Source organism: Aquincola sp. J276 (assembly GCF_024700035.1).
Taxonomy (GTDB): Bacteria; Pseudomonadota; Gammaproteobacteria; order Burkholderiales; family Burkholderiaceae_C; genus Aquincola; species Aquincola tertiaricarbonis.
The window spans coordinates 1480750-1500235 of sequence record NZ_JAJONC010000002.1; the positions used below are offsets into that span (position 1 = coordinate 1480750).

Consider the following 19486-nt stretch of genomic DNA (forward strand, 5'->3'; position numbering starts at 1 on the left):
CGATGTTGCTGGCACCCCTGGCCACCGCGCTGCTCGTGCTGCTGGCCGGCGCCGCCATCGGCGCCACCGCCATCGGCGGGGTGCTGGTGGTGCCGGCGCTCACCGGCGTGGCCGGGCTGCCGGTGGGTGCGGCCATCGCGGCTTCCAGCTTCGGCTTCCTGCTCACCGGCCTGCTGGGCTGGCGCGGCGCGGCACTGGCCCAGGGTGCGGCACGCTGGTGGCCGCTGCATGTGGCGGCACTGGCCGGCGCGGCGTCGGGCGCGCTGCTGGTGCACCAGGTGGCGCCCGCCGCGGTGCGGCTGTGGGTGGCGGTGCTGGCCGTGGGCTCGGGCCTGTACACGCTGTGGGCCATGCGCCATGCCGAGCCGCCGCCGCGCGCACTGCCCGGCACCGCCGCGCTGTTGCTGGTGGGCGCGGCGGTGGGCTGCGGCTCGGCGTTGTCGGGCACCGGCGGGCCGGTGCTGCTGCTGCCGGTGCTGATGCTGCTGGGCCTGCCCACGCTGCCCAGCGTGCTGGCGGCGCAGGCGGTGCAGCTGCCCATCGCGCTGGCCGCCACCGGCACCCATGCGCTGGCCGGCCGGCTGGACTGGACCCTGGGCGCCGCCGTGGGCGCCGCCCTGCTGCTGGGCGCCTGGGCCGGCCGCCGCCTGGCCCGCCGGGTGGACGCCCGGCGGCTGCGCCGCCTCACTGCACTGGCCCTGATCGCCACCGGAGTTGTCTATGCAAGCACCTGAGCATGCCCCCCTGCGCGAAGCCTTGGACGGCCCGCGCCTGCTGCTGGCCCCCGAGCTGGCCTGGCTGGACGACGAGGCGGTGTCCGGCCAGGGCATCGTGATCGACGGCGGCCGCTTCACCGACATCGGCCCGCTGGACGAGGTGCAGGCCCGCCACCCGGGCCTGCCTGCGCTGGCGCTGCCCGGTCGGCTGCTGATGCCCGGCTTCATCGACACGCACCACCACCTGACCCAGTCCTTCGGCAAGTCGCTGGCCTTCGGCGAGCCGTCGGAGATCTTCCGCCGCATCTGGGTGCCGCTGGAGCAGCACCTGGACGGCCGCGCGCTGTACCTGTCGGCCAAGCTGGCCGCGCTGGAGGCGCTGCGCGGCGGCTTCACCACCGTGGCCGATGCGGGCACCCGTTCACGCGAAGGGCTGCAGGCCATCGCCACCGCGGTGCACGAGGCGGGCCTGCGCTGCGTGCTGGCCCGCGTGTGCAACGACGCGGGGTCCGACGAGGCCCAGCGCCGCGGCACGCTGCACGAGGCCGAGGCCCACCTGGCCCGCTGGGCCGGCGATGCGCTGGTGCATGGCTCGCTGGCGGTGTCGGTGCCCGAGGCCGCCACCGATGGCACCATGGGCCGCGCCGCGGCCCTGTGCCGCGAGGCCGGCGCGGTGCTGCAGGTGCATGCCAACGAGCACCTGGCCTCGGTGGAACGCAGCCTGGTGGAGCGCGGCCTGCGGCCGCTGGGCCACATGCGGCGGGCCGGCGCCCTGGGCCCGAACACCCTGGTGGCCCATGCCACGCTGGTGACGCCGGACGAACTGCTGCTGCTGCGCGACACCGGCACCGCCGTGGCCTACAACCCGGTGGCCAGCGCCTGGAAGGGCAATGCGGTGGCGCCGGCACTGATGATGCAGGCGCTGGGCATCCCGCTGGGCCTGGGCACCGACGGCACCCGCAGCGATGCCTTCCGGCTGATGGACGCAGCCGAGACCGCGCAGCGCCTGGCCTTCGGCCTGGCCACCGGCGATTCGTCCTGCGGCGCCGGCTGGACCTGGCTGCGCATGGCCACGGCCGGCGGTGCGCAGGCCTGCGGCCTGGGCGGGCACACCGGCCGCATCGCCATCGGCCTGGCCGCCGACTGCCTGCTGCTGGACACGCAGGTGCCCGAGCTGATGCCCTCCTGGGACCTGGGCTGGGAACTGGTGCGCCTGGCCCACCGCGGCCAGATCGAGGCGGTGCTGGTGGCCGGCAGGCTGCGCCTGTGGCAGGGCTGGCCCACCGACTGGGACGCCCGCGCGCTGATGGCCGAGGTGCAGGCCGTCGCCCGGCAGGCGGTGGCCGCCGCGCCCATCCAGCGGGTGCATGCGGTGTCGGCCGAGCACCGGCAGCAGGCCGGCGGCTGACAGCCCCGGCGCGGGCGCCTTCAGCCCATCAGCAGCGAGGCCACCTGCGGATCCACCGGCGCGGCCGCCTGCAGCCGGTACACCCGCAGCCCGGGCAGGTGCATCAGCGCCTCGGGCGCCAGCTCGCCGATGGGGCCCTGCACCGCCCGCGGGTCCACCACCGTCACGCCGCCGCTGCCCACCACCTCGGCACCGCGGCCGCGGCGCAGCACCAGGGCGGTGTCCTCGTCCACGCCCACGCCCACGTGGTCGGGATGCTGGCTGAGCGCACGCAGCAGGCGCGGCAGGCGGCGCCGCTCGGTGAAGTGCTGGTCGATGATGACCTGCGGCAGCAGGCCGAAGCCGTCGTCCACCGCCCGTGCGCGCAGCATGCGGCCCGAGAGCACCGCCGCGCCGGCGCTTGTGCCCGCCACGCAGGCACCCTGCTCATAGGCATGGTGGATGGCGCGCTGCAGCGCAGTGCCGCCCACCGCCTCGGCCAGCCGGCCCTGGTCGCCCCCGGTCATCAGGATGCCGTCGGCGGTGGCCACCTGCGCGGCCAGCAGCCGGTCGTCGGCCTCCTCGCGGGTTTCCGGGTGCACCACCAGCACCCGCTGCACGCCCAGCGCATTCAGCACCGCCTCGTAGCGGCCGGCCACGATCTGTGGGAAGGCGCTGGCCGACGGCAGCACCACCACCCGCGGCTGCGGCTGGCGGCACAGCTCGACGAAGCGGCGCAGCACCAGCCGGTCGCCGCGCCGGTCCTCGGCACCGCCGATCACCATCAGCGAGCCCGGCCGCGGCAGCCCGGTGGCCGCTGACGGCGGCCGCGCGGGCATCGCCAGCGCGGGCGCGCCCGCCACCGAGGAAGTTGTCCATACAAGCCATTGCCGTCGATCCATCGTCGATCCTTCCCAATCCTTCTTCATGCCCATCCTTCAGCGGCCGCTGCGCCAGAAGCGGCTGATCAGCGGCTTCACGCTGGTGCCGTGCAGCAGGATGGACAGCACCACCACCACCAGCGTGTACTGCATCACCTGCTCGGCCAGCGGTCGCGGCAGTCCGTGCACGATGGCATAGACCAGGTAGTACAGCGAGCCGATGCCGCGCACGCCGAACCAGCCCGCCATCCAACGCGAGCGCCAGGACATGCCGCTGCCCGCCAGCCCCACCAGCACGCTCACCGGCCGCGCCACCAGGAACACGAACAGCGCCAGGCCCACCGCCGGCCAGGTCCAGTTGCTGGCAGCCAGCGTGCCTCCCAGCAGCAGGATGAGCGTCAGCTCGGACAGCCGCTCCAGGTGTTCCTTGAAGATCAGCGCACCATGGCTCACCGTGGGCGCGGTGTCGGGGTCGGGCTCCTGCGAGGCCAGGCGGTCCGCTTCCTGGCTGTCGGGCGCAGGGCGGTCCGCCGGGGTGCTGCAGGCCGCGCCGCCGACCATCCGGCTGGCCAGCCGCAGCTCGGTCTGCCGCAGCGCCACGGCCGCGAAGAACACCGCCAGGAAGCCCCAGGCATGCAGCATCACGCTCACGCCATACACCACTGCGATCAGGCCCAGGCCGAGGAAGTCGTCCAGCAGCTCGTGCGAACGCGGCTCGCGCCGCAGCCACCAGCCCAGCCGCGCCATGCCGGCGCCGCCCAGCACGCCGATCAGCACCCCGCCCGCGGTGGCCCACAACAGGTCCACCGCCACCCAGCGCAGGCCATGGTCGCCCAGCTCGTGCAGGCCCAGCAGGCCCATGCCCAGCATCACGAACGGGAAGGCGGTGCCGTCATTCATGCCGGCCTCGGAGGTGAGCATGAAGCGGGTGCTGTCGGTGTCGCCGGGATGGCGCAGCTGCACGTCGGTGGCCAGCACCGGATCGGTGGGCGCGATGATGGCGCCCAGCAGCACCGCCGCGCCCAGCGGCAGCCCCAGCAGCAGGTGGCCCACCGCGGCCACCAGGCCCACGCTCACCCCCATCGACACCGTGGCCAGCAGCAGCGGTGCCCGCCAGCGGGCCAGGGTGCAGGGCACCGGCATCTTGACGCCGGCGGAAAACAGCGACACCAGCACCGCCACCTCGGTCAAGGTTTCCAGCAGCGGCGCTTCCTCCAGCGGATCGAAGCTGAACAGGCCCAGCCCGGCCGGGCCCAGCATCAGGCCGACGCCCAGGTACAGGATGGCCGAGGTGACCGGCAGCCGCATCAGGGCGGTGGTGCTCACCCCGCGCAGCAGCAGCAGGCTGCCTAGCAGCAGGAACCACTGGGCCTTGGTCATGCGGGACGCCTTTTCTGTAAGTGCGGCAGGCCGGCGGCCGTGCGCACTTGTCTAGGCAAGCGGCAAACGTCCTGCCTGCACCGGGCCGGCTTGTCGCCACCCGGTGTGCGGGGTGTGGGCGTCGCACACATTCGCACACACTCGCGGCCCGTTCCCGCCTGTCGAGTCGTGTCATGTGCCCCTGGTTGCCCAGCAAGTTGTATGAAAGCCTGCCCCTGCTGTATGCGGCGGCGTCGCTGCTGTGCCTGCTGGTGCTGGGGCTGTCCACCTGGACGGCGATGAGCGCTGCCGCGCTGGGTGCGGCAGCGGTGATGACGTGGCTGTGGCGGCGCGACTACCGCCGCGTGGCACCGCCGACGGTGCGCCGCCGCGCCCGCTGAGCGCGGGCGGGCAGCGCCCGTCGCACGCTCAGCGCTTGGCGCCTTGCCAGGCGTGGCGCACGGCTTCCTTGAAGCGCTCCCAGCCACTGCCGGGATGGCGGCCTTCCCAGTCGGTGCGGGCATCGGCCTCGAAGCTTTCCCAGTCGCGGCCGGCATAACGCGGGTCGTCGCGCAGCGTGGCGCCGTACTGGTAGGCCGGCGCATAGTCCTCGTAGCTCGCGGTGTCGCCGTAGCGGCTCTGGAAGTGCTGGCGGTACAGGTCGTCGCCGGCCAGGGCGGTGTCGTCGCCCTGCAGGTGCTCCACCTCCACCTCGGTGCTGCGCAGGGTGTCGCGCACCTGCTCGGTATGGCTCTGCACCGACTTGCCGATGCTCACCTCTTCCACCACGCGGGCGGTCTTGGACACCACGGCCCGTTCGGCCGTCTCCAGCACCTCGATCGTGCGGTCGCCCAGTGCGTCCACATCGGCCGAGGTCACCGGCCGGTCGACCGGCCGACGGTGCACCTCGGCATGCTCGGAGCGCAGCTCCACGCTCTCGTTGACCGGGGTCTCCACCACGCGCGAATACACGCGCACGCCGCCGGTGCTCACCTGGCGCTTGCCCACCTCGATGGACTCGCGCACCACGGGGATCACCTGCTCGGTGCCGGTGGTGGCCACGCGGCCGGTGGTGTCGGGCGTGCTGGCCAGTCCGGTGAGGCCGGCGCTGCCCGAGGGCGGGTACTCCACCGTGCCTTCGGCGGCGGTGCGCTCGTTGTGCACGGCGCCCGGCGTGGCCAGGCCTTCGTTCCAGCCGTCGGCGCGCCATTCCTCGGCCTTCGCGTCGATGTCGACGGCGCCGGCCTGTTCCAGGGCCAGTGCGGCCGCGCTCACGCGGTCCTCGTCGGCATCCACCTTGACCACCGTCCAGCCCATGCGCATGGCCTGGGCGTACTGGGCGGCGTCACGGTCGCTGTCGTTGTCGCCAAAGATGTCGGAGAAGAAGTTGCGCACGCCGCTGAGCATGCCTTCGTCCTGCGTGCCGGAGGCGTTGTCACGGCCATTCGGCTGTTCGGTGATGTGGATCTGGCTGTCGCCGAATCCGGCGGCATGCAGGGCGCGCTCGGCGCTCTCCACGCTGTCGTAACGATCGAATACGCCAACTACGGTGCGGGTCATCGTGAGCTCCTCAGGTCAGGATTGCGGGACACCCCACGCGGCAAGGCACATACCGCTCCAGGGGCTGCGACATGCGCCTGCGCAATCAGGACGCTTCCTACAAACGCACGGGCATCTGCCTCCTGGCGTGCATGCGCCGGCAGGCGGAACCTGGGGCCGTCGAATGCCCCTCGGATCTCACGGTCCCCTGCTGCACATGGAAGCTTCCCTTGATCTGCGTCCCTCGTTGTCCCTGTTCGGCCTGGAAGGGCTGCGCGCCGCATTCGAACTGTTCTCCCACCACGTCACCACTTCGGTCGAGTCGGCGCCGCTGGCGGCCGGCGATGGACATCCGGTGCTGATCTTTCCCGGCCTGGGGGCGGACGGCTCGGCCGTCGGGCCGTTGCGCGAACACTGCCGCAAGCTGGGCCATCCGGCGCTGGACTGGGGCCGCGGCTGCAACCTGGGCGTGAGCGGCGATCCCGATGAATGGCTGCGCTGCCTGGCCGACGAGATGGCGCAGCGCCTGCAGCCGCATGCGCAGCCGGCCACCCTCATCGGCTGGAGCCTGGGCGGCATCTATGCGCGGGAGATCGCCCGGCTGCATCCGGCCGGCGTGCGCCAGGTCATCACCATCGGCACGCCCTTCAATGCGGATGCAGACCACAGCAACGCGGGGCTGCTGCTGCGCCTGTTCGGCTGCGGCGCGCCGGCGCTGGACAAGGCCTGGGCCGCCCGGCTGCGGCGGCCGCTGCCGGTGCCCACCACCTCCATCTACAGCCGCAGCGACGGCGTGGTGGCCTGGCAGACCTGCCGCCACACCCGGCGCAGCCCGCGCACCGAGGACATCGAGGTGGAAGGCAGCCACATGGGGCTGGCCTGGAACCGCGAGGTGCTGCAGGTGCTGACGGACCGGCTGGCCCAGCCGGCCGGTCGCTGGCGGCGCTACAAGCCGGCGGCCTGAAGGCCCCCGGCCGCGCGGCGTCAGTCGCCGCGGATGGCGGCCAGCACCTCGGCCGCCGCGTTGTGGTGGACCATGTGGCCCACGCCATGCACCACGGTGTACCGGCTGTTCGGCAGGTCGCGGTGCAGCCGCTCGGAGTGCAGCGTGGGATCGACCACCTTGTCCTCCGCCCCGGCCAGGATGGCCACCGGCAGCGCCGGGTCCCGCGCCAGCTCGTGGTAGCGCTCGCTCAGGCTGCGGGCGGCCGGCATCATGAAGGCGGCGTCCTCGGCATTGGCCCGCAGCTGCACGGGGCGCACCATGATCTCGCGCACGATCGTCGGCTCGAAGCCGGGCGGCAGCTCGCAGGGCGCGAACATCGCCTTCATCATCGGCTGCAGCATCAGGCGGCTGCCCGCGGCGGTGACGGTGTAGCGCAGCACGTCGCCCACCACCGGCAATGCCACCGGCGCGGTGAGCAGCGCATCGGCGCGCAGCTCAGGGTAGTGGTAGCCGCTCAGCAGCACCAGCCGGCCGACCGCGCTGGGATGGTCCAGCGCCAGGGCCAGCGCCACCATCGTGCCCATCGAATGCCCCAGCACCACCGGCCGTTCCAGCCCCAGTTGCTGCATCGCGCGGAACAGCAGGTAAGCCTGGGCCGACGGTGTCCACAGCCGGTTGCGCGGACGGGTGCTGTGGCCGTAGCCCGGCCGGTCGAAGGCGATCACGCGGTGGTCGCGCGCCAGGGTGTCGATGAGGGCGCTGGCCTCGAAGTCGGCCGAGGTCACGGTGTTGCCGTGGATCAGCACCACCGGCGGGCCTTCGCCGCGCTCCACGTAATGCAGGCGAACGCCTTCCAGCTCGATGAAGCGGCCGGTGGGCGGATGGTCGCGCTCGGCCTGTCGGGCCTTGTTGGCCACCCACACCGCCAGCGCGCCGGCCACCAGGCCAATGGCGCTGGCTACCAGCGTGCGGTTGGATACCCGGGGTGCCTGCCGCAGCACTTCGCCGGCACGCCTTTGCAGGGGCTGCAGTGCACGGCGCACGGCAGGTCGGGTCGGAACGTAGGGGCGCAGGTCCATGGGGAGCTTTCAGCAGGGCGTTGAGGGCGGGCATGCATCCTGGGCCCCGCGGGTCGCGGGGGCCTGTAGGAGGCGGCCGAGATGGCTGTCAGCCGGCGGGACGCAGGGCGGGCCGGCAGGGTGTCAGTTGAAACGGCCGTGCAGGCCGCCGACGCTGTAGCGGCCCGCGCCCAGCAGCGCCACCGCCAGCGCGCCGAACAGGTACAGCCCCTGCAGCTCCAGCGCCCAGCCGCCTTGCTGGGTGAGCGAGAACAGCTGCTTGCCGTGCGCCAGTGCGATGGCCACCACCATGTTGATGGCCACGACCAGCGCGGCGGGCCGGGTCCACAGGCCGATGATCATCAGCACCGGGGCCAGCACCTCGCCCACGTACACGCCATAGGCCAGCACCGGCGGCAGGCCCGCGCCCTGCACCATGCCGGTGATGCCGCCGATGCCGTTGCCCAGCTTGAACAGGCCGTGCAGCAACATCAGCACCCCGACTGCCACCCGAAGCAGCAGCTTGCCGCCATCGTCATGGCGCGTGGCATGGAGGGCAGCGGAAGCGGTGTCGGCCATCGGATGCTCCTTGGAGGTGTGCGGCCGGCCCGGCAACCAGCATGCCCGCCCAGCCCGCAGCGCCCCGCACTCCGATGCTGCGCAAGGCTGCACACAAGGCGCTGCGCCGTGGCCCGATGGCGGCCCGGGGGCCGGATATAAAACCGCACACACACAGATCACGCGCCGTTCAACGTGACATCCGCGAGCTTCACCGACCCTCCTCTGCTGCGCACCCTGGCGCAGCGCCACCACCTGCACATCGGCGGCCGCGGCGACGACGCGATCGTCTTCCTCCACGGCTTCGGGGCCGACCAGAAGGTGTGGCGCTTCGTCGCGCCGGCCTTCGAGGCCACGCACCGCGTGGTGCTGTTCGACCACCTGGGCTGCGGTTCGTCGGACATGACGGCCTACGGCCCGCGGCACGACCGGCTGGAAGCCTATGCCGAGGACGTCGTCGCGCTGGTGGAGGCCCTGGGCCTGCAGCGCGTGATGCTGGTGGGCCATTCGGTGGGTGGCGTGATCGCGATGATGGCCAGCCTGGCGCGCCCGGCACTCTTCAGCCGGCTGGTGCTGGTGAGCACCTCACCCCGCTTCCTGGACGACCCGCCGGCCTACAGCGGCGGCTTCCAGCCGGCCGACCTGCAGGCCTTGTTCGACCTGATGCACAGCGACCATTTCGGCTGGGCCCGCATGCTGGCGCCGATGGTGGTGGGCGAGCAGGGACCGCAGGCGCTGGCGCGCGAATTCGAAGTGGCCCTGCGCACGCTGGATGCGCGATCCGCCGGCCGCTTCGCCCGCCTGGCGTTCTATGGCGACCATCGCGCGCTGCTGCCGCAGGTGCACACGCCGGCCCTGGTCCTGCATTGCCTGCGCGACCGCATCGTGCCCAGGGCGGTGGCCAGCTACCTGCACCAGCGCCTGCCCGACAGCCGCCTGCTGGAGCTGGACGCCGACGGGCACTGCCCGCAGCTGAGCCATCCCGCGCTGACCATCGAGGCGATACGGGGGCATCTGGCCGGCCCCTTCAGCCCTGCCGCTCGCCGTTGATCTCCCCCCACCCTCGCCGCAAAGGCATCGGGCGGCAGCGGCTTGGCGCACAGGTAGCCCTGGTAGTTGTCGCAGCCCAGGGCCTGCAGCACCGCACGCTGGCCCTCGGTCTCCACGCCTTCGGCCACCACCCGCATGCGCAGGCTGTGGCCCAGGGCCACGATGGCGCCGACGATGGCGCTGTCGGTGGTGTCCTCGGGCATGCCCATGATGAAGCTGCGATCGATCTTCAGCTCATGCACCGGGAAGCGCTTGAGGTAGTTGAACGATGAATAGCCGGTGCCGAAGTCGTCGATGGACAGCTCCACGCCCATCTCGCGCAGCGCCCTCAGCTGGCGCTGCGTGTCCTCCATGCGGTCCATCAGCATGCTCTCGGTCAGCTCCACCGTGAGCTGCCCGGGCTGCACGCCGTGGCAGGCCATGGCGGTGGCCAGCGTGTTCACCAGGCCGCCCGCGGCCAGCTCGTGGCGCGAGACGTTGATGGCCAGCTTGAGGTGGCCCAGCCCGCGGGCGCGCCACTCGGCCAGCTGGCTGCAGGCGCGGTAGGCCACCCATTCGCCCATCTCCACGATGAGGCCGATCTCCTCGGCCAGCGGGATGAAGCGGTCGGGCGGCACCAGGCCGTGCACCGGATGCTGCCAGCGCAGCAGCGCCTCGGCGCCGGTGACGCGGCCGCTGCGCAGGTCCACCTTGGGCTGGTAATGCAGCAGCAGCTGGTTGCGGCCGATGGCGCGGTGCAGGTCGGTCTCCAGCGCCAGCCGCTCCAGCGACACGTTGTTCAGCGCCGCCGAATAGAACTGCGAGTTGTTGCGCCCGCTGTCCTTGGCATGGGTGCAGGCGCTGCCGGCCGCGGCCATGAGCTGCTCGTGCGTGTCCCCGTCCTCCGGAAACACCGAGATGCCGATGCTGGCCGTGACGAACAGCTCCTTGCCGTCCAGCTCGAAGGGCAAGGCCAGCTCGCCGAGCAGCCGGCGCGCCACGCGGTCGGCCGCGGCGGGCGAGGCGATGCTGGGCACCAGCAGCGCGAACTCGTCGCCGCCCAGCCGGCTGAGCATGGGCAGCAGCGTGCGCGGCTCGCCGCCGGCTTCCTCGCGGCGGCTGCAGGCATGCAGGCGGCGCGCCACCGCGGCCAGCAGGCGGTCGCCGGCGCCGTGGCCCAGCGTCTCGTTCACCTGGCGGAAGCGGTCCAGGCCGACCTGCATCATCGCCAGCATCGGCGGCGCGGCACGGCCCTCCTCGCCCGGTCCTTCGTGGGCCCGCTTGAGCGCGCGCTGCAGCCGCTCGACGAACACGCGGCGGTTGGTCAGGCCGGTCAGCGGGTCCTCGTTGGCCAGCCGGTCCTGGTAGACCTTGAACACCAGGCTGTTGCGCACCCGCAGCACCAGCTCGCTGCTGTCCACCGGCTTGGCCAGGAACTCGGTGGCGCCCAGCTCCAGCGCCTTGAGCTTGGTGGCCGGATTGCTGGCCGCGGTGAGCACGATCACCGGGATGTAGCGCAGGGCCTCGTCGTTGCGCAACTGCTCCAGCACCTCGAAGCCCGACATGCCGGGCATCATCAGGTCGAGCAGGATCAGGCTGGGCAGGTGGCTGCGCGCGGCGTCCAGCGCCTGCAGCGGATCGTTGATGGAGACGAAGTGCTGGTAGCCCGCGTCCTCCAGGTAGGTCTGGATGACGTCGGTCATCATCGGATCGTCGTCCACCATCATCACGGTGGCGTCCAGCATGTGGGCGGCGGCCTGCTGCTCGCGGCCCTCGGCTTCGGCCTGCGGCAGGTCGCCGAACATGCTGCCGTCCAGCGGCATCAGCTCATGCGGGTCGGGTCGTTTCATCGGGGTGGCCTTCATCAGGCGGTCACGGCCGCGTTGTCCTCGGGGATGGCCAGCCGGGCCGCCAGGGCATCGATGCCGTCGAGCTGCGCCGCCAGGTCGGCGGCGCGGCCGTCGCGCGCGGCCTCTTCCAGCGCCAGCGCGGGCTCGAAGAACACGTCGAAGCCGACGGTGCCGCCCGCGCCCTTCAGCCAGTGCGCCAGCGCCGCCAGTTCCTGCAGGTCGCCGGCCTTCAGCGCATTGCGCATTAGCTGCAGCTTGGCGGGCAGCTGCAGCGCGAAGCCGCGCACCACGCGACGCAGCCGCGGATGGTTGGCCAGCCGCGATTCGATGGGCGCCAGCTCCTCGGCCACCGCCGGTGCCGCGGGCGCTGCGGCCGGCAGGGCGGGGGCGGCGGCAGGCATCGGCTGCGCCACTGCCAGCGGCCCGGCCGGCCGGGCCGCGGCCTGCACCTGCTCGCCCTTCAGGTGGCGGCCCAGCTCGGCCAGCATGCCGTCGATGTCCACGGGCTTGGTGAGGTAGGCGGTGAAGCCGGCCTCGGCGATCTGCGCCTCGAAGCCCTTCATCGCATTGGCCGTGAGCGCCAGCACCGGCAGCTGCAGGCCGCGCTGGCGCAGCGTGCGGGTGGCGGTGTAGCCGTCCATCACGGGCATCTGCACGTCCATCAGCACCAGGTCGATGGACTGCGCGGCCAGCACGTCCAGCGCCTGCTGGCCGTCGGCGGCTTCCACCACCTGCAGGCCGGCGGCCTCCAGCACCAGGCGCACCAGCTGCCGGTTCTCGGGGCCGTCGTCCACCACCAGCACCCGCGCCGGCTGGAAGCGCCAGGCCGCGTCCTCCACCACCGCGGGCTGGGCCTGCGCGGCTTCCAGCTGCGCCGGCGTGAGCATCGGCGTGCCTTCCACGCTGCCGGCTTCCAGCGTGACGTGGAAGGTGCTGCCCTGCCCCGGCACGCTGCTGGCCACCACGTCGCCGCCCAGCGCCCGCGCGAAGCGCCGGCTGATGGCCAGGCCCAGCCCGGTGCCGCCGAAGTTGCGCGTGGTGGAGGCCTCCGCCTGCACGAAGGGCTCGAAGATGGATTCCAGCTTGTCGGTGGCGATGCCGATGCCGGTGTCGGCGATGTCGATGGCCACCAGCGTGCGGTCGGCCTCCCGCCGCAGCCGCAGCGTGAGCGTGACGCCGCCCTGCTGGGTGAACTTCAGGCCGTTGCCCACCAGGTTGGTGACGATCTGCCGCAGCCGCGCCGGGTCGGTGAGCACGCTGGCGGGCAGCGGCTCGGGGTAGGCCACCTGCAGCCACACGCCCTTCTCTTGCGCCTTGACCTGCATGGCACGCACCACGTCGCCCACCACGCCGTGCACCGCGCAGGGGATGCGCTCCACGTCCAGCCGGCCGGCCTCCACCTTGGACAGGTCGAGGATGTCGTTGATCAGCTCCAGCAGGTGCCTGCCGCTGCCATGGATGATCTCCAGCCAGCGCTGCGCATCGGTGGTGCCCTGCTGCCAGCCGCGGCGCAGCAGCTCGGTGTAGCCGAGGATGGCGTTCATCGGCGTGCGGATCTCGTGGCTCATGTTGGCCAGGAAGTCGCTCTTGGCGCGGTTGGCGGCATCGGCCTCGTCGCGCGCGATGCGCAGCTCGATCTCCTTCTCCTCCAGCTCGGTCACGTCGTCGAAGCTCACCAGCACGCCGGCCGGCTTGCCGCCCGCGCCGGGCACCGGCGAGCAATTGACCATGAAGGCCAGCCGCCGGCCGCGGGCATCCACCAGGTACATCAGCACGTTGTGGCGGGCGCGGGCATCGGCCAGCGCGGCCGCCCAGGGCATCTCGTCGGCATGGATGCGGGCCTGGGCCTGGTTGGTCCAGGGCAGCTGCGCCGCCGGCTGGCCCACCAGCTGGGAGGCCTGGCCACCGATCACCTCCGCGAAGGCGCGGTTGGCCAGCACGATGCGGCCCTGCGCATCGACCACCACCACGCCTTCGGCCAGGGTGTCGAAGGCGGTGCGCACGCGGCCCGGCACCACGCTGGAAGGGTCCAGATGGCGCAGCATGCGCTGCAGGTAGAAGTAGAAGAGCACGAAGCTGGCCAGCGCCACCGCGCCGATCAGCGCGAAGGCCGGCGGCACGCCGGCGCGGCGCAGCAGCGGCGAGCGCAACGGCTCGAAGCGCAGCTCCGCGCGGCCCCAGGCGCGGGCGCCTTCGGCGATCGGCACCTCGATCTGGGTGTCGGTGGCGGCGCCGGCGGCCAGCGGCTGCCAGGCCTCGTGCGGGCCCACGGCCAGGGCCAGCGTGCCGTCATCGCGGCGCAGGCCGATGGACAGCAGCGCCGGATTGCGCCGCAGCGCGAAGCCCAGCAGGCGGCTGACGCGGGGATCCGCCTCGGCATCCTCGGCCTGCTCCGACAGCAGCGTGGTCACGCCCATGGCCAGCGTCTCGGCCAGCGTGACGCGGCCGGCGCGCAGCGCGGCCTCGCGGTCGGGCACCAGGCCCAGCCACAGCGCGCCCAGCAGCAGGCTCACCACCAGGGAGGCCAGGCCCAGCGCCAGGTGGAAGCGGGAGGACAGTCGTTTCATTCGGGTTCCACGCGGGGGCCGGTGCGCCGCGGGCAAAGCGGCGGGCGCGGCTGAACAGCCGTTCGATGGGGTCGTCGGAGGCGGCGGGCGGCGGCGCCTCGCCGTCGGCGAGCAGGTCGTCGCTTCCGGGTTCGTCGTCGTCGGCCGCGCCTTCTTCGCCGCGGCGCTTCTGCTTCATCTGCGACAGCACGGGCAGCGGATCGACCATGGCCCAGGCCGGCAGGGTGGACATCAGGCTGGCCATCAGCGCACCGCCGCGGGCCAGCCACAGCACGTAGCCCACCGACAGGCCGGCCGACACCGCGGTGCCGGTGGCCACCGTGTCCTGCGCAAAGCCGCCCTGGCGCTCGGCCTCGTCGCGGGCGCGGTCCATCGCGGCCACCAGGCTGCGGTCGCGCAGCGCGGAGCCCAGGTCGTAGGGGATCACGTTGCTGGCCACGTCGTTGGCGGCGGCCTCGGACAGCAGGGCGAACTGCACCAGCGCATCGTTGCCCAGCCGCTGTCCGGCCAGGCGTGGCGCATCCGCGTTCACCGCATAGCTGGGTGCGGCCAGGCGGGCGGCGGCGCCCTCGCCGCCGGCGTCCAGCGTGAAGCCGGCGCGGCTCTGCTCGGCCTCGGCCTGCGGCCCGCCGGAGGACACGGTGGCGCCAGCCTCGGCCGGCGCGCCCGGCGCCGCGGCGGCGGCCGGCTCGGCGGCTTCGGCCGGCGCCGGCGCGGGGGCCGGGGCTTCGGCCGGCGCCGGGGCGGGCGCGGGTGCGGGGGGCCGGGGCGTCGATGCTGATGACGGGCGGCGGCGCAGGGGCGGGCACCGGCGCGGGCACGGGTGCCGGCGGCGGCGCGGGTTCGGGCGCAGGCGCCGGAGTCGGAGTCGGAGTCGGAGTCGGAGCCGGTGGCGGCACCGGCGCGGGCGGCGGCGGCGGCGGCGGCACGGGTACGGGCGCCGGGGCGGGCGGCGGCTCCGGCGGCGGCACGGGTGCGGGCGGCGGCGGCGCAGGCTCCGGCGCCGGGGCAGGCGGAGGCGGCACCGGCGCAGGCGGCGGCGGCACGGGCGCCGGTGGCGGTGCGGGCGGAGGCGGCGGAGGCGGGGGCGGCGGCGCGGCGGTCACCGTCAGCTCGGCCATGCCGCTCACGCTGGCCTGCCCGTCGCTCACCTCGAAGCTGAAGCGCAAGGCGCCGTGGGCGCCGGCATCGGCGGTGAACTGCCACTGCCCGCCGCCCAGGTGCACCAGCGTGCCCGAGCCGCTGGACAGCACCAGCTGGCCGGCGCTCAGCAGGTCATGGTCGGCATCGCTGGCCGCGGCCAGCAGCTCGACGGCGGTGATCAGCCGCGTGCCGCCGGCCATCAGCGGGCCCAGCGGCACGGTGGCCACCACCGGCGCGTCGTTGACGGCCTGCGGCGTGAGCAGGGTGCGCAGCACGTTGCTCTGCGCATCGCTGGCGCCGCCGTCGTTCACCTGCAGGCTGATGGAGCGCGTGCCGGTGTCGGGCGTGTCGCTGCCGTTGCGGTAGGCCACCGCCCGCAGCGCGGCCTGCCACTGCGCCAGCGTGGCGGTACCGCCGGCCGACTCCAGCTGCAGGCTGCCGGTGGCGGCATCGAAGCGGGCGGTGATGTTGCCGATGTCGGTGCTGCCCGCGGCCAGCAGCAGCTCGTCCTCGCCGGCGCGGTAGCCATCGCCGATGCGCACCTGGGCCGAGGCCAGGGTGGTGCTGTCCACGTCCTGCAGCCCCAGCGTGCCGAACACCGGCAGCGGCGCCGCGTTCTCGATGAAGTCCAGCCCCGCGGCGCCACTGCCGTGGCTGCCCAGCACCGGCGCGTCGTTCTGCGCCAGCACGTCGAAGCGGATCTCGCTGGGCGTGGTGGCGTAGGCGCCCAGTGCGTCCTGCACGCTGAAGCGCAGGCTGGCGTAGCCGGTGCCGTGGGCGTCGGCTTCGGCGGCGTAGACCAGCTCTCCCGCGTCCAGCTGCGCCGCCGACACCAGCATGCCCACGCGCACCTCGGCGCCGGCCAGCGTCAGGCGGCCGGCGCCGGGCAGCGCGTCGATGCGCAGGCCGGCCAGCGCATGGCCATCGGCATCGGCGTAGTTCAGGTGGTCGCGGGTGATGACCGCCTGGCCGTCCTCCGGCAGCGCCACGGTGGCGGGCGCGGTGCTGGCGGGCGGCGCATTGGCGCCCACCGACACCTGCAGGATGCCCACGTCCGCCGCATCGGCCCCCAGCGCATCGCGCAGGGTGTAGCGCACCTCCACCAGGCCGGTGACGCCGGCATTCGGCGTGAACTCCACCTGGTTGCCCACCACCGACGCGACGCCGTGCGCCGAGTTCACGCTGGCGGCCACCAGCGTGAGCGCATGGCCTTCCACGTCGCGGTCGTTGGCCAGCACGTCCACCCGCACCGTCTGGCCGGCCGGGGTGGTGGCCACGTCGCCCACCGCCACCGGCGCGTCGTTCACCGGCCCCACCGTGAGCAGGAAGGTGGTGAGCGTGCTGCCGCTGCCGTCGGACACCGCCAGCGTGATGGTGGCGGTACCGCTGGCGTTGGCCTGCGGCCGGATGGTCAGCGTGCGGTTGGCGCCGCTGCCACCCAGCACCAGGTCGGAAGCGCGCACCAGCGCCGCATTGCTGGACGAGGCGGTGACGGTGAGCAGCGCGGCCGCCGTCTCGGCGTCGCCGATGGTGAAGGCGAAGGCCAGCGGCACGTCCTCGGGCGTGGACTTGTCGGCCACCGGCGCGATGGTGGGCGCGCTGTTGGAGGGGATGAATTCGTAGGCGCCGATGTCGGCGCGGCCGGCGCGGGCCAGGCCGCGCTGGTCGGTGGCCACGGTGGAGCCGGTGCTGGCGGCGTCGCGCGCCAGGCTGGTGGACAGCAGCGCATGGGTGCGGGTGCCGCCGCCGTTGTCGCCCAGCGGCGCCAGGCCGGCCTGGGCCGGCGTGGTGCTGGCGCGGTCGGACAGGTACATGCCGCCGGCCCGGCTGTCGCTGAACATGTTGAAGCCACGCGAGCTGAAGCCGCCGCGCAGGTCGCCGCCGGTGTTCTGCACGACGATGGAGTTGCCCACGCGCACGCCGTCGTCGTCGTCATCGCCGCCGAAGTACACGCCGCCGCCGCGGTCGGCGCCGCCGGCGCTGTTGAAGGCGATGGTCACATGGTCCAGCAGCACGTTGCCGGTGGCGTAGAGGGCGCCGCCCTTGCCGCTGGCGCTGTTGTCGCTGAAGGTGCTGCTGGTGGCGGTGAGTTCGCCGGTGGTGTAGATGCCGCCGCCATCGGTTGCACCGTTGCCCGCCACGGTGCTGGCCACCAGGGTGGCGGTGCCGCGGTTGTAGAGGCCGCCGCCCTTGTGGCCGCTGGCGGTGTTGTCGCGCAGCTCGGTGTTGCGCAGGGTGAGGTCGCCTTCGTTGTAGATGCCGGCGCCGTTGGCCTTGCCTGCATGGTCGCTGACCACCACGCGCTGCAGCGTGAGGTCGCCCGCCGGGCGCACCCGCAGGCCCACGCCGTCGCCGTTGCCGCCGCCGCCGCGCACCGTCAGGTCCTGCATCACCACGGTGCCGGAGCGCACGTCGAAGACACGATCCTCGCCGTTGCCCTCGATCACGGTGTTGTGCACGCCGCGGCCCACCAGCGTCAGGTTGCCCGCGATGTCCAGGTCGCCGTTGGAAGCGGAGTCATCGCCCTTGGCACCGGCGGCCATGGCGAACACGCCGTCGATGGCGAACACGATGGTGTCGCCGCCCGGGTTGTCGTTGGCTTGCTGGATGGCCCAGCGCAGCGTGCCCGCCGGCGCATTCGCCGAAGGCGCATCGGCGGTGCTGGTGACGGTGTAGGTGGCCAGCGTGCCCTGCCAGCGGGCCTGCGCGGCCAGGCTGGCGGCCACGCCGGTGTCGATGGCGCCGCTGCGGTATTCCAGCCGCCAGTCGGCGCCCGCGGTGGCGCTGCCGGTGGCATTGGTGCTGGCCGCCACGTCGGCGCCGGTGAGCGCGGCCAGGCCCTGCACCATGGCGCGGCCGGCGTCGGTGGCGGCGAAGTCGCAGCCGTACAGCAGCAGGTCGGCGCCGGGCGCGAGCGCCTGGCTCCAGCCCGCCAGCTCGCCGGCGCGCTGCAGCAGCGCCTGCGCATCCAGCGTGGCCGCGCCCAGCTGCAGCGCACCGGCACTGCCGTGCGACAGGATGTGCACCGCCTGCAGGTCGCTGCGCCCGGCCAGGGCCTGGCCGATCACGGCCACGCCGTCGTCCTGGGCGCCGATGTGCACCACCTCCAGCGCACGGCCGGCCTCGCGCTGGGCCTGCAGGTCGGCCAGCAGGCCTTGGGCATCGGGCACCGAGAGGTCGACGAAGACGATCTCGCTGCGCGCCGCGGCCTGCGGCGCCACCGGCTGCAGCGCCAGGTCGGCCTGCAGCGTGGCCTGCCAGTGCTGCGGCTGGCCGGGCGCACCACCGCCGGCCAATGCCAGCGGCGCCAGGTCGGCGGCATAGAGGATGCGGGGTTCGAGTTCCTCGAACACCGGACGCGAGGCGGCGGCCCGCATCGTCAGGCCGGGCGCTGCTGCGGTGCCGGGGCCGGGGCGGGCGCGGCCGCCGCGGCGGCCGCGGCGCCAGGCATCTCCACCCGGCAGCGGGCGCCGGCGGGCAACCGGTGGCCGGGATTGGGCAGGCTCAGGCGGGCGCGGAAGGTGTTGCTGGCGCCGTCGATCATCTTGTCGATGCGGGTGACGCGGGCCTGCACCGCGGCCACGCCGGGCAGCTCGGGCTGCACCGCCAGGCTGTCGCCCTCGCGCAGGCTGCCGTAGCGGCTGGCGGGCAGCACCAGCTCCACCCGCAGCGGGTCCAGCATGGCCACGCGCAGCAGGGGCTTGTCCTCCACCCGCTCGCCGGTGTTGACGAAGCGCTCCACCACGATGCCGTCGAACGGGCTGTGCAGCGTGCGCTGCGCCAGCTGCGCCCGCACCACGCCCAGCTCGCGCTGGGACACCAGCTTCTGGCCGCGGGCCTGCTCCAGCTTCTGCGCGGCCACGGCTTCTTCCGCACGCGCCTGCTCGCTGGCCTGGTGGGAGACAAAGCCCTGCTTTTCCAGCTGCACCGAGCGCTCCAGCCGCTGGCGGGCCAGCGACAGGTTGGCCTCGGCGGCGCGCTCGTCGGCGTCGATGCGGGCGCGCACCTCGGCGGCCAGCACGCCGGCCTGTTCCACCTCGGCCCGCAGGCCCACCAACGGCTGGCCGGCCCGCACCTCGTCGCCGCTGTCCACCTTGATGAAGGACACCACGCCGACCACCTGGGTGCCGATGTCGGCCACGCGCTCGGGCCCCATCAGGCAGCTGATGCCGCTGCGCGCGGCACGGGCGCTGCTGCCGGCGGCCGGCTTGGCCGCAGGCAGCGCAGAGGGCGCGGAGGCGGTGGCGGCCGGCGCCGGGGCCTGGGCCCCGGCTGGTGCGGCGCCGACGGCGCAGGCAGCGGCCAGCACGAGGGCGCTGCCGAGGCGGCGGCGGTTCATCGCCTCGCTCCAGGGTGTTTCAACTGCATGTCCCATGAACGTTCCTCTTCCAGCAGCCGCTGGCGCCGCGTGGCGGCATGTTGTTCGTGGGTCCGTTGCCGCCATGCCGTCCAG

The 19486-nt window shown here is 73.6% G+C and carries 13 protein-coding genes and 1 pseudogene; 5 read left to right on the forward strand and 9 right to left on the reverse strand.

Features of this window, described 5'->3' with window-relative positions; translation table 11 throughout:
* The first annotated feature begins 2 nt into the window (after positions 1–2).
* Both LRS14_RS24720 and LRS14_RS24725 read left to right on the forward strand, forming a co-directional pair.
* A complete protein-coding gene (locus LRS14_RS24720; RefSeq protein ID WP_052736537.1) occupies positions 3–734 on the forward strand; it encodes a sulfite exporter TauE/SafE family protein in 732 nt (243 codons plus the stop codon).
* Positions 721–2124, forward strand: coding sequence for an amidohydrolase family protein (locus LRS14_RS24725; protein ID WP_257801494.1), 1404 nt, complete (start codon positions 721–723; stop codon positions 2122–2124). The genes LRS14_RS24720 and LRS14_RS24725 overlap by 14 nt, the downstream gene beginning before the upstream one ends.
* A gap of 20 nt (positions 2125–2144) precedes the next feature.
* Here LRS14_RS24725 and LRS14_RS24730 read toward each other — a convergent pair whose 3' ends face one another.
* Positions 2145–3032, reverse strand: coding sequence for a cyanophycinase (locus LRS14_RS24730; RefSeq protein WP_257801495.1), 888 nt, complete (start codon positions 3030–3032; stop codon positions 2145–2147).
* Between the two features lie 9 nt (positions 3033–3041).
* Positions 3042–4364 (reverse strand): sodium:proton antiporter, encoded by a 1323-nt coding sequence (locus tag LRS14_RS24735; protein WP_046115028.1) that lies wholly within the window; start codon positions 4362–4364, stop codon positions 3042–3044.
* 185 nt (positions 4365–4549) lie between these two features.
* On the opposite strand from LRS14_RS24735, the gene LRS14_RS24740 reads away from it, so the two are divergent.
* Entirely contained in the window at positions 4550–4744 is a 195-nt protein-coding gene (locus LRS14_RS24740) for a hypothetical protein (RefSeq protein WP_157039695.1), read from the forward strand.
* A 28-nt stretch (positions 4745–4772) separates the two neighbouring features.
* On the opposite strand, the gene LRS14_RS24745 is transcribed toward LRS14_RS24740, so the two are convergent.
* On the reverse strand, positions 4773–5903 hold the full coding sequence (locus tag LRS14_RS24745; protein WP_046115026.1) for a YsnF/AvaK domain-containing protein: 1131 nt from the start codon (positions 5901–5903) through the stop codon (positions 4773–4775).
* Positions 5904–6099: 196 nt separating this feature from the next.
* Between LRS14_RS24745 and LRS14_RS24750 the strand changes: the two genes are divergently transcribed.
* Entirely contained in the window at positions 6100–6846 is a 747-nt protein-coding gene (locus LRS14_RS24750; protein ID WP_257801496.1) for a triacylglycerol lipase, read from the forward strand.
* A 20-nt stretch (positions 6847–6866) separates the two neighbouring features.
* Here the strand turns inward: LRS14_RS24750 and LRS14_RS24755 are convergent, their stop codons facing one another.
* Together LRS14_RS24755 and LRS14_RS24760 are read right to left on the reverse strand one after the other, a co-directional pair.
* The gene (locus tag LRS14_RS24755) at positions 6867–7907 is read right to left on the reverse strand and encodes an alpha/beta fold hydrolase (protein ID WP_257801497.1); all 1041 of its coding nucleotides are present in this window, start codon (positions 7905–7907) and stop codon (positions 6867–6869) included.
* A gap of 123 nt (positions 7908–8030) precedes the next feature.
* Positions 8031–8465: a DoxX family protein gene (locus LRS14_RS24760; RefSeq protein WP_046115024.1), complete on the reverse strand. Its 435-nt coding sequence runs from the start codon at positions 8463–8465 to the stop codon at positions 8031–8033.
* Between the two features lie 174 nt (positions 8466–8639).
* Between LRS14_RS24760 and LRS14_RS24765 the strand changes: the two genes are divergently transcribed.
* Positions 8640–9494 (forward strand): alpha/beta fold hydrolase, encoded by an 855-nt coding sequence (locus tag LRS14_RS24765; RefSeq protein WP_257801498.1) that lies wholly within the window; start codon positions 8640–8642, stop codon positions 9492–9494.
* 50 nt (positions 9495–9544) lie between these two features.
* On the opposite strand, the pseudogene LRS14_RS24770 reads toward LRS14_RS24765, so the two are convergent.
* From LRS14_RS24770 to LRS14_RS24785, 4 genes and pseudogenes are all read right to left on the reverse strand, one after another.
* Positions 9545–11338 (reverse strand): annotated as a pseudogene (locus LRS14_RS24770) (putative bifunctional diguanylate cyclase/phosphodiesterase); the annotation flags it as partial.
* Positions 11338–13890 (reverse strand): PAS domain-containing hybrid sensor histidine kinase/response regulator, encoded by a 2553-nt coding sequence (locus LRS14_RS24775; protein ID WP_257801499.1) that lies wholly within the window; start codon positions 13888–13890, stop codon positions 11338–11340. The pseudogene LRS14_RS24770 and the gene LRS14_RS24775, both read right to left, overlap by 1 nt.
* On the reverse strand, positions 13887–18410 hold the full coding sequence (locus LRS14_RS24780; protein ID WP_257801500.1) for a DUF4347 domain-containing protein: 4524 nt from the start codon (positions 18408–18410) through the stop codon (positions 13887–13889). The genes LRS14_RS24775 and LRS14_RS24780 overlap by 4 nt, the downstream gene beginning before the upstream one ends.
* Positions 18411–18412: 2 nt before the next feature.
* Positions 18413–19408 (reverse strand): efflux RND transporter periplasmic adaptor subunit, encoded by a 996-nt coding sequence (locus tag LRS14_RS24785; RefSeq protein WP_257801501.1) that lies wholly within the window; start codon positions 19406–19408, stop codon positions 18413–18415.
* Positions 19409–19486: the final 78 nt, after the last annotated feature.

Bases quoted from the DNA above. Each gene is read 5' to 3' on its own strand.
- LRS14_RS24780 (WP_257801500.1), bottom strand. From the start codon at position 18,410: ATGCGGGCCGCCGCCTCGCGTCCGGTGTTCGAGGAACTCGAACCCCGC.
- LRS14_RS24755 (WP_257801497.1), bottom strand. From the start codon at position 7,907: ATGGACCTGCGCCCCTACGTTCCGACCCGACCTGCCGTGCGCCGTGCA.
- LRS14_RS24735 (WP_046115028.1), bottom strand. From the start codon at position 4,364: ATGACCAAGGCCCAGTGGTTCCTGCTGCTAGGCAGCCTGCTGCTGCTG.
- LRS14_RS24745 (WP_046115026.1), bottom strand. From the start codon at position 5,903: ATGACCCGCACCGTAGTTGGCGTATTCGATCGTTACGACAGCGTGGAG.
- LRS14_RS24725 (WP_257801494.1), top strand. From the start codon at position 721: ATGCAAGCACCTGAGCATGCCCCCCTGCGCGAAGCCTTGGACGGCCCG.
- LRS14_RS24785 (WP_257801501.1), bottom strand. From the start codon at position 19,408: ATGGGACATGCAGTTGAAACACCCTGGAGCGAGGCGATGAACCGCCGC.
- LRS14_RS24760 (WP_046115024.1), bottom strand. From the start codon at position 8,465: ATGGCCGACACCGCTTCCGCTGCCCTCCATGCCACGCGCCATGACGAT.
- LRS14_RS24730 (WP_257801495.1), bottom strand. From the start codon at position 3,032: ATGAAGAAGGATTGGGAAGGATCGACGATGGATCGACGGCAATGGCTT.
- LRS14_RS24750 (WP_257801496.1), top strand. From the start codon at position 6,100: ATGGAAGCTTCCCTTGATCTGCGTCCCTCGTTGTCCCTGTTCGGCCTG.
- LRS14_RS24775 (WP_257801499.1), bottom strand. From the start codon at position 13,890: ATGAAACGACTGTCCTCCCGCTTCCACCTGGCGCTGGGCCTGGCCTCC.
- LRS14_RS24720 (WP_052736537.1), top strand. From the start codon at position 3: ATGTTGCTGGCACCCCTGGCCACCGCGCTGCTCGTGCTGCTGGCCGGC.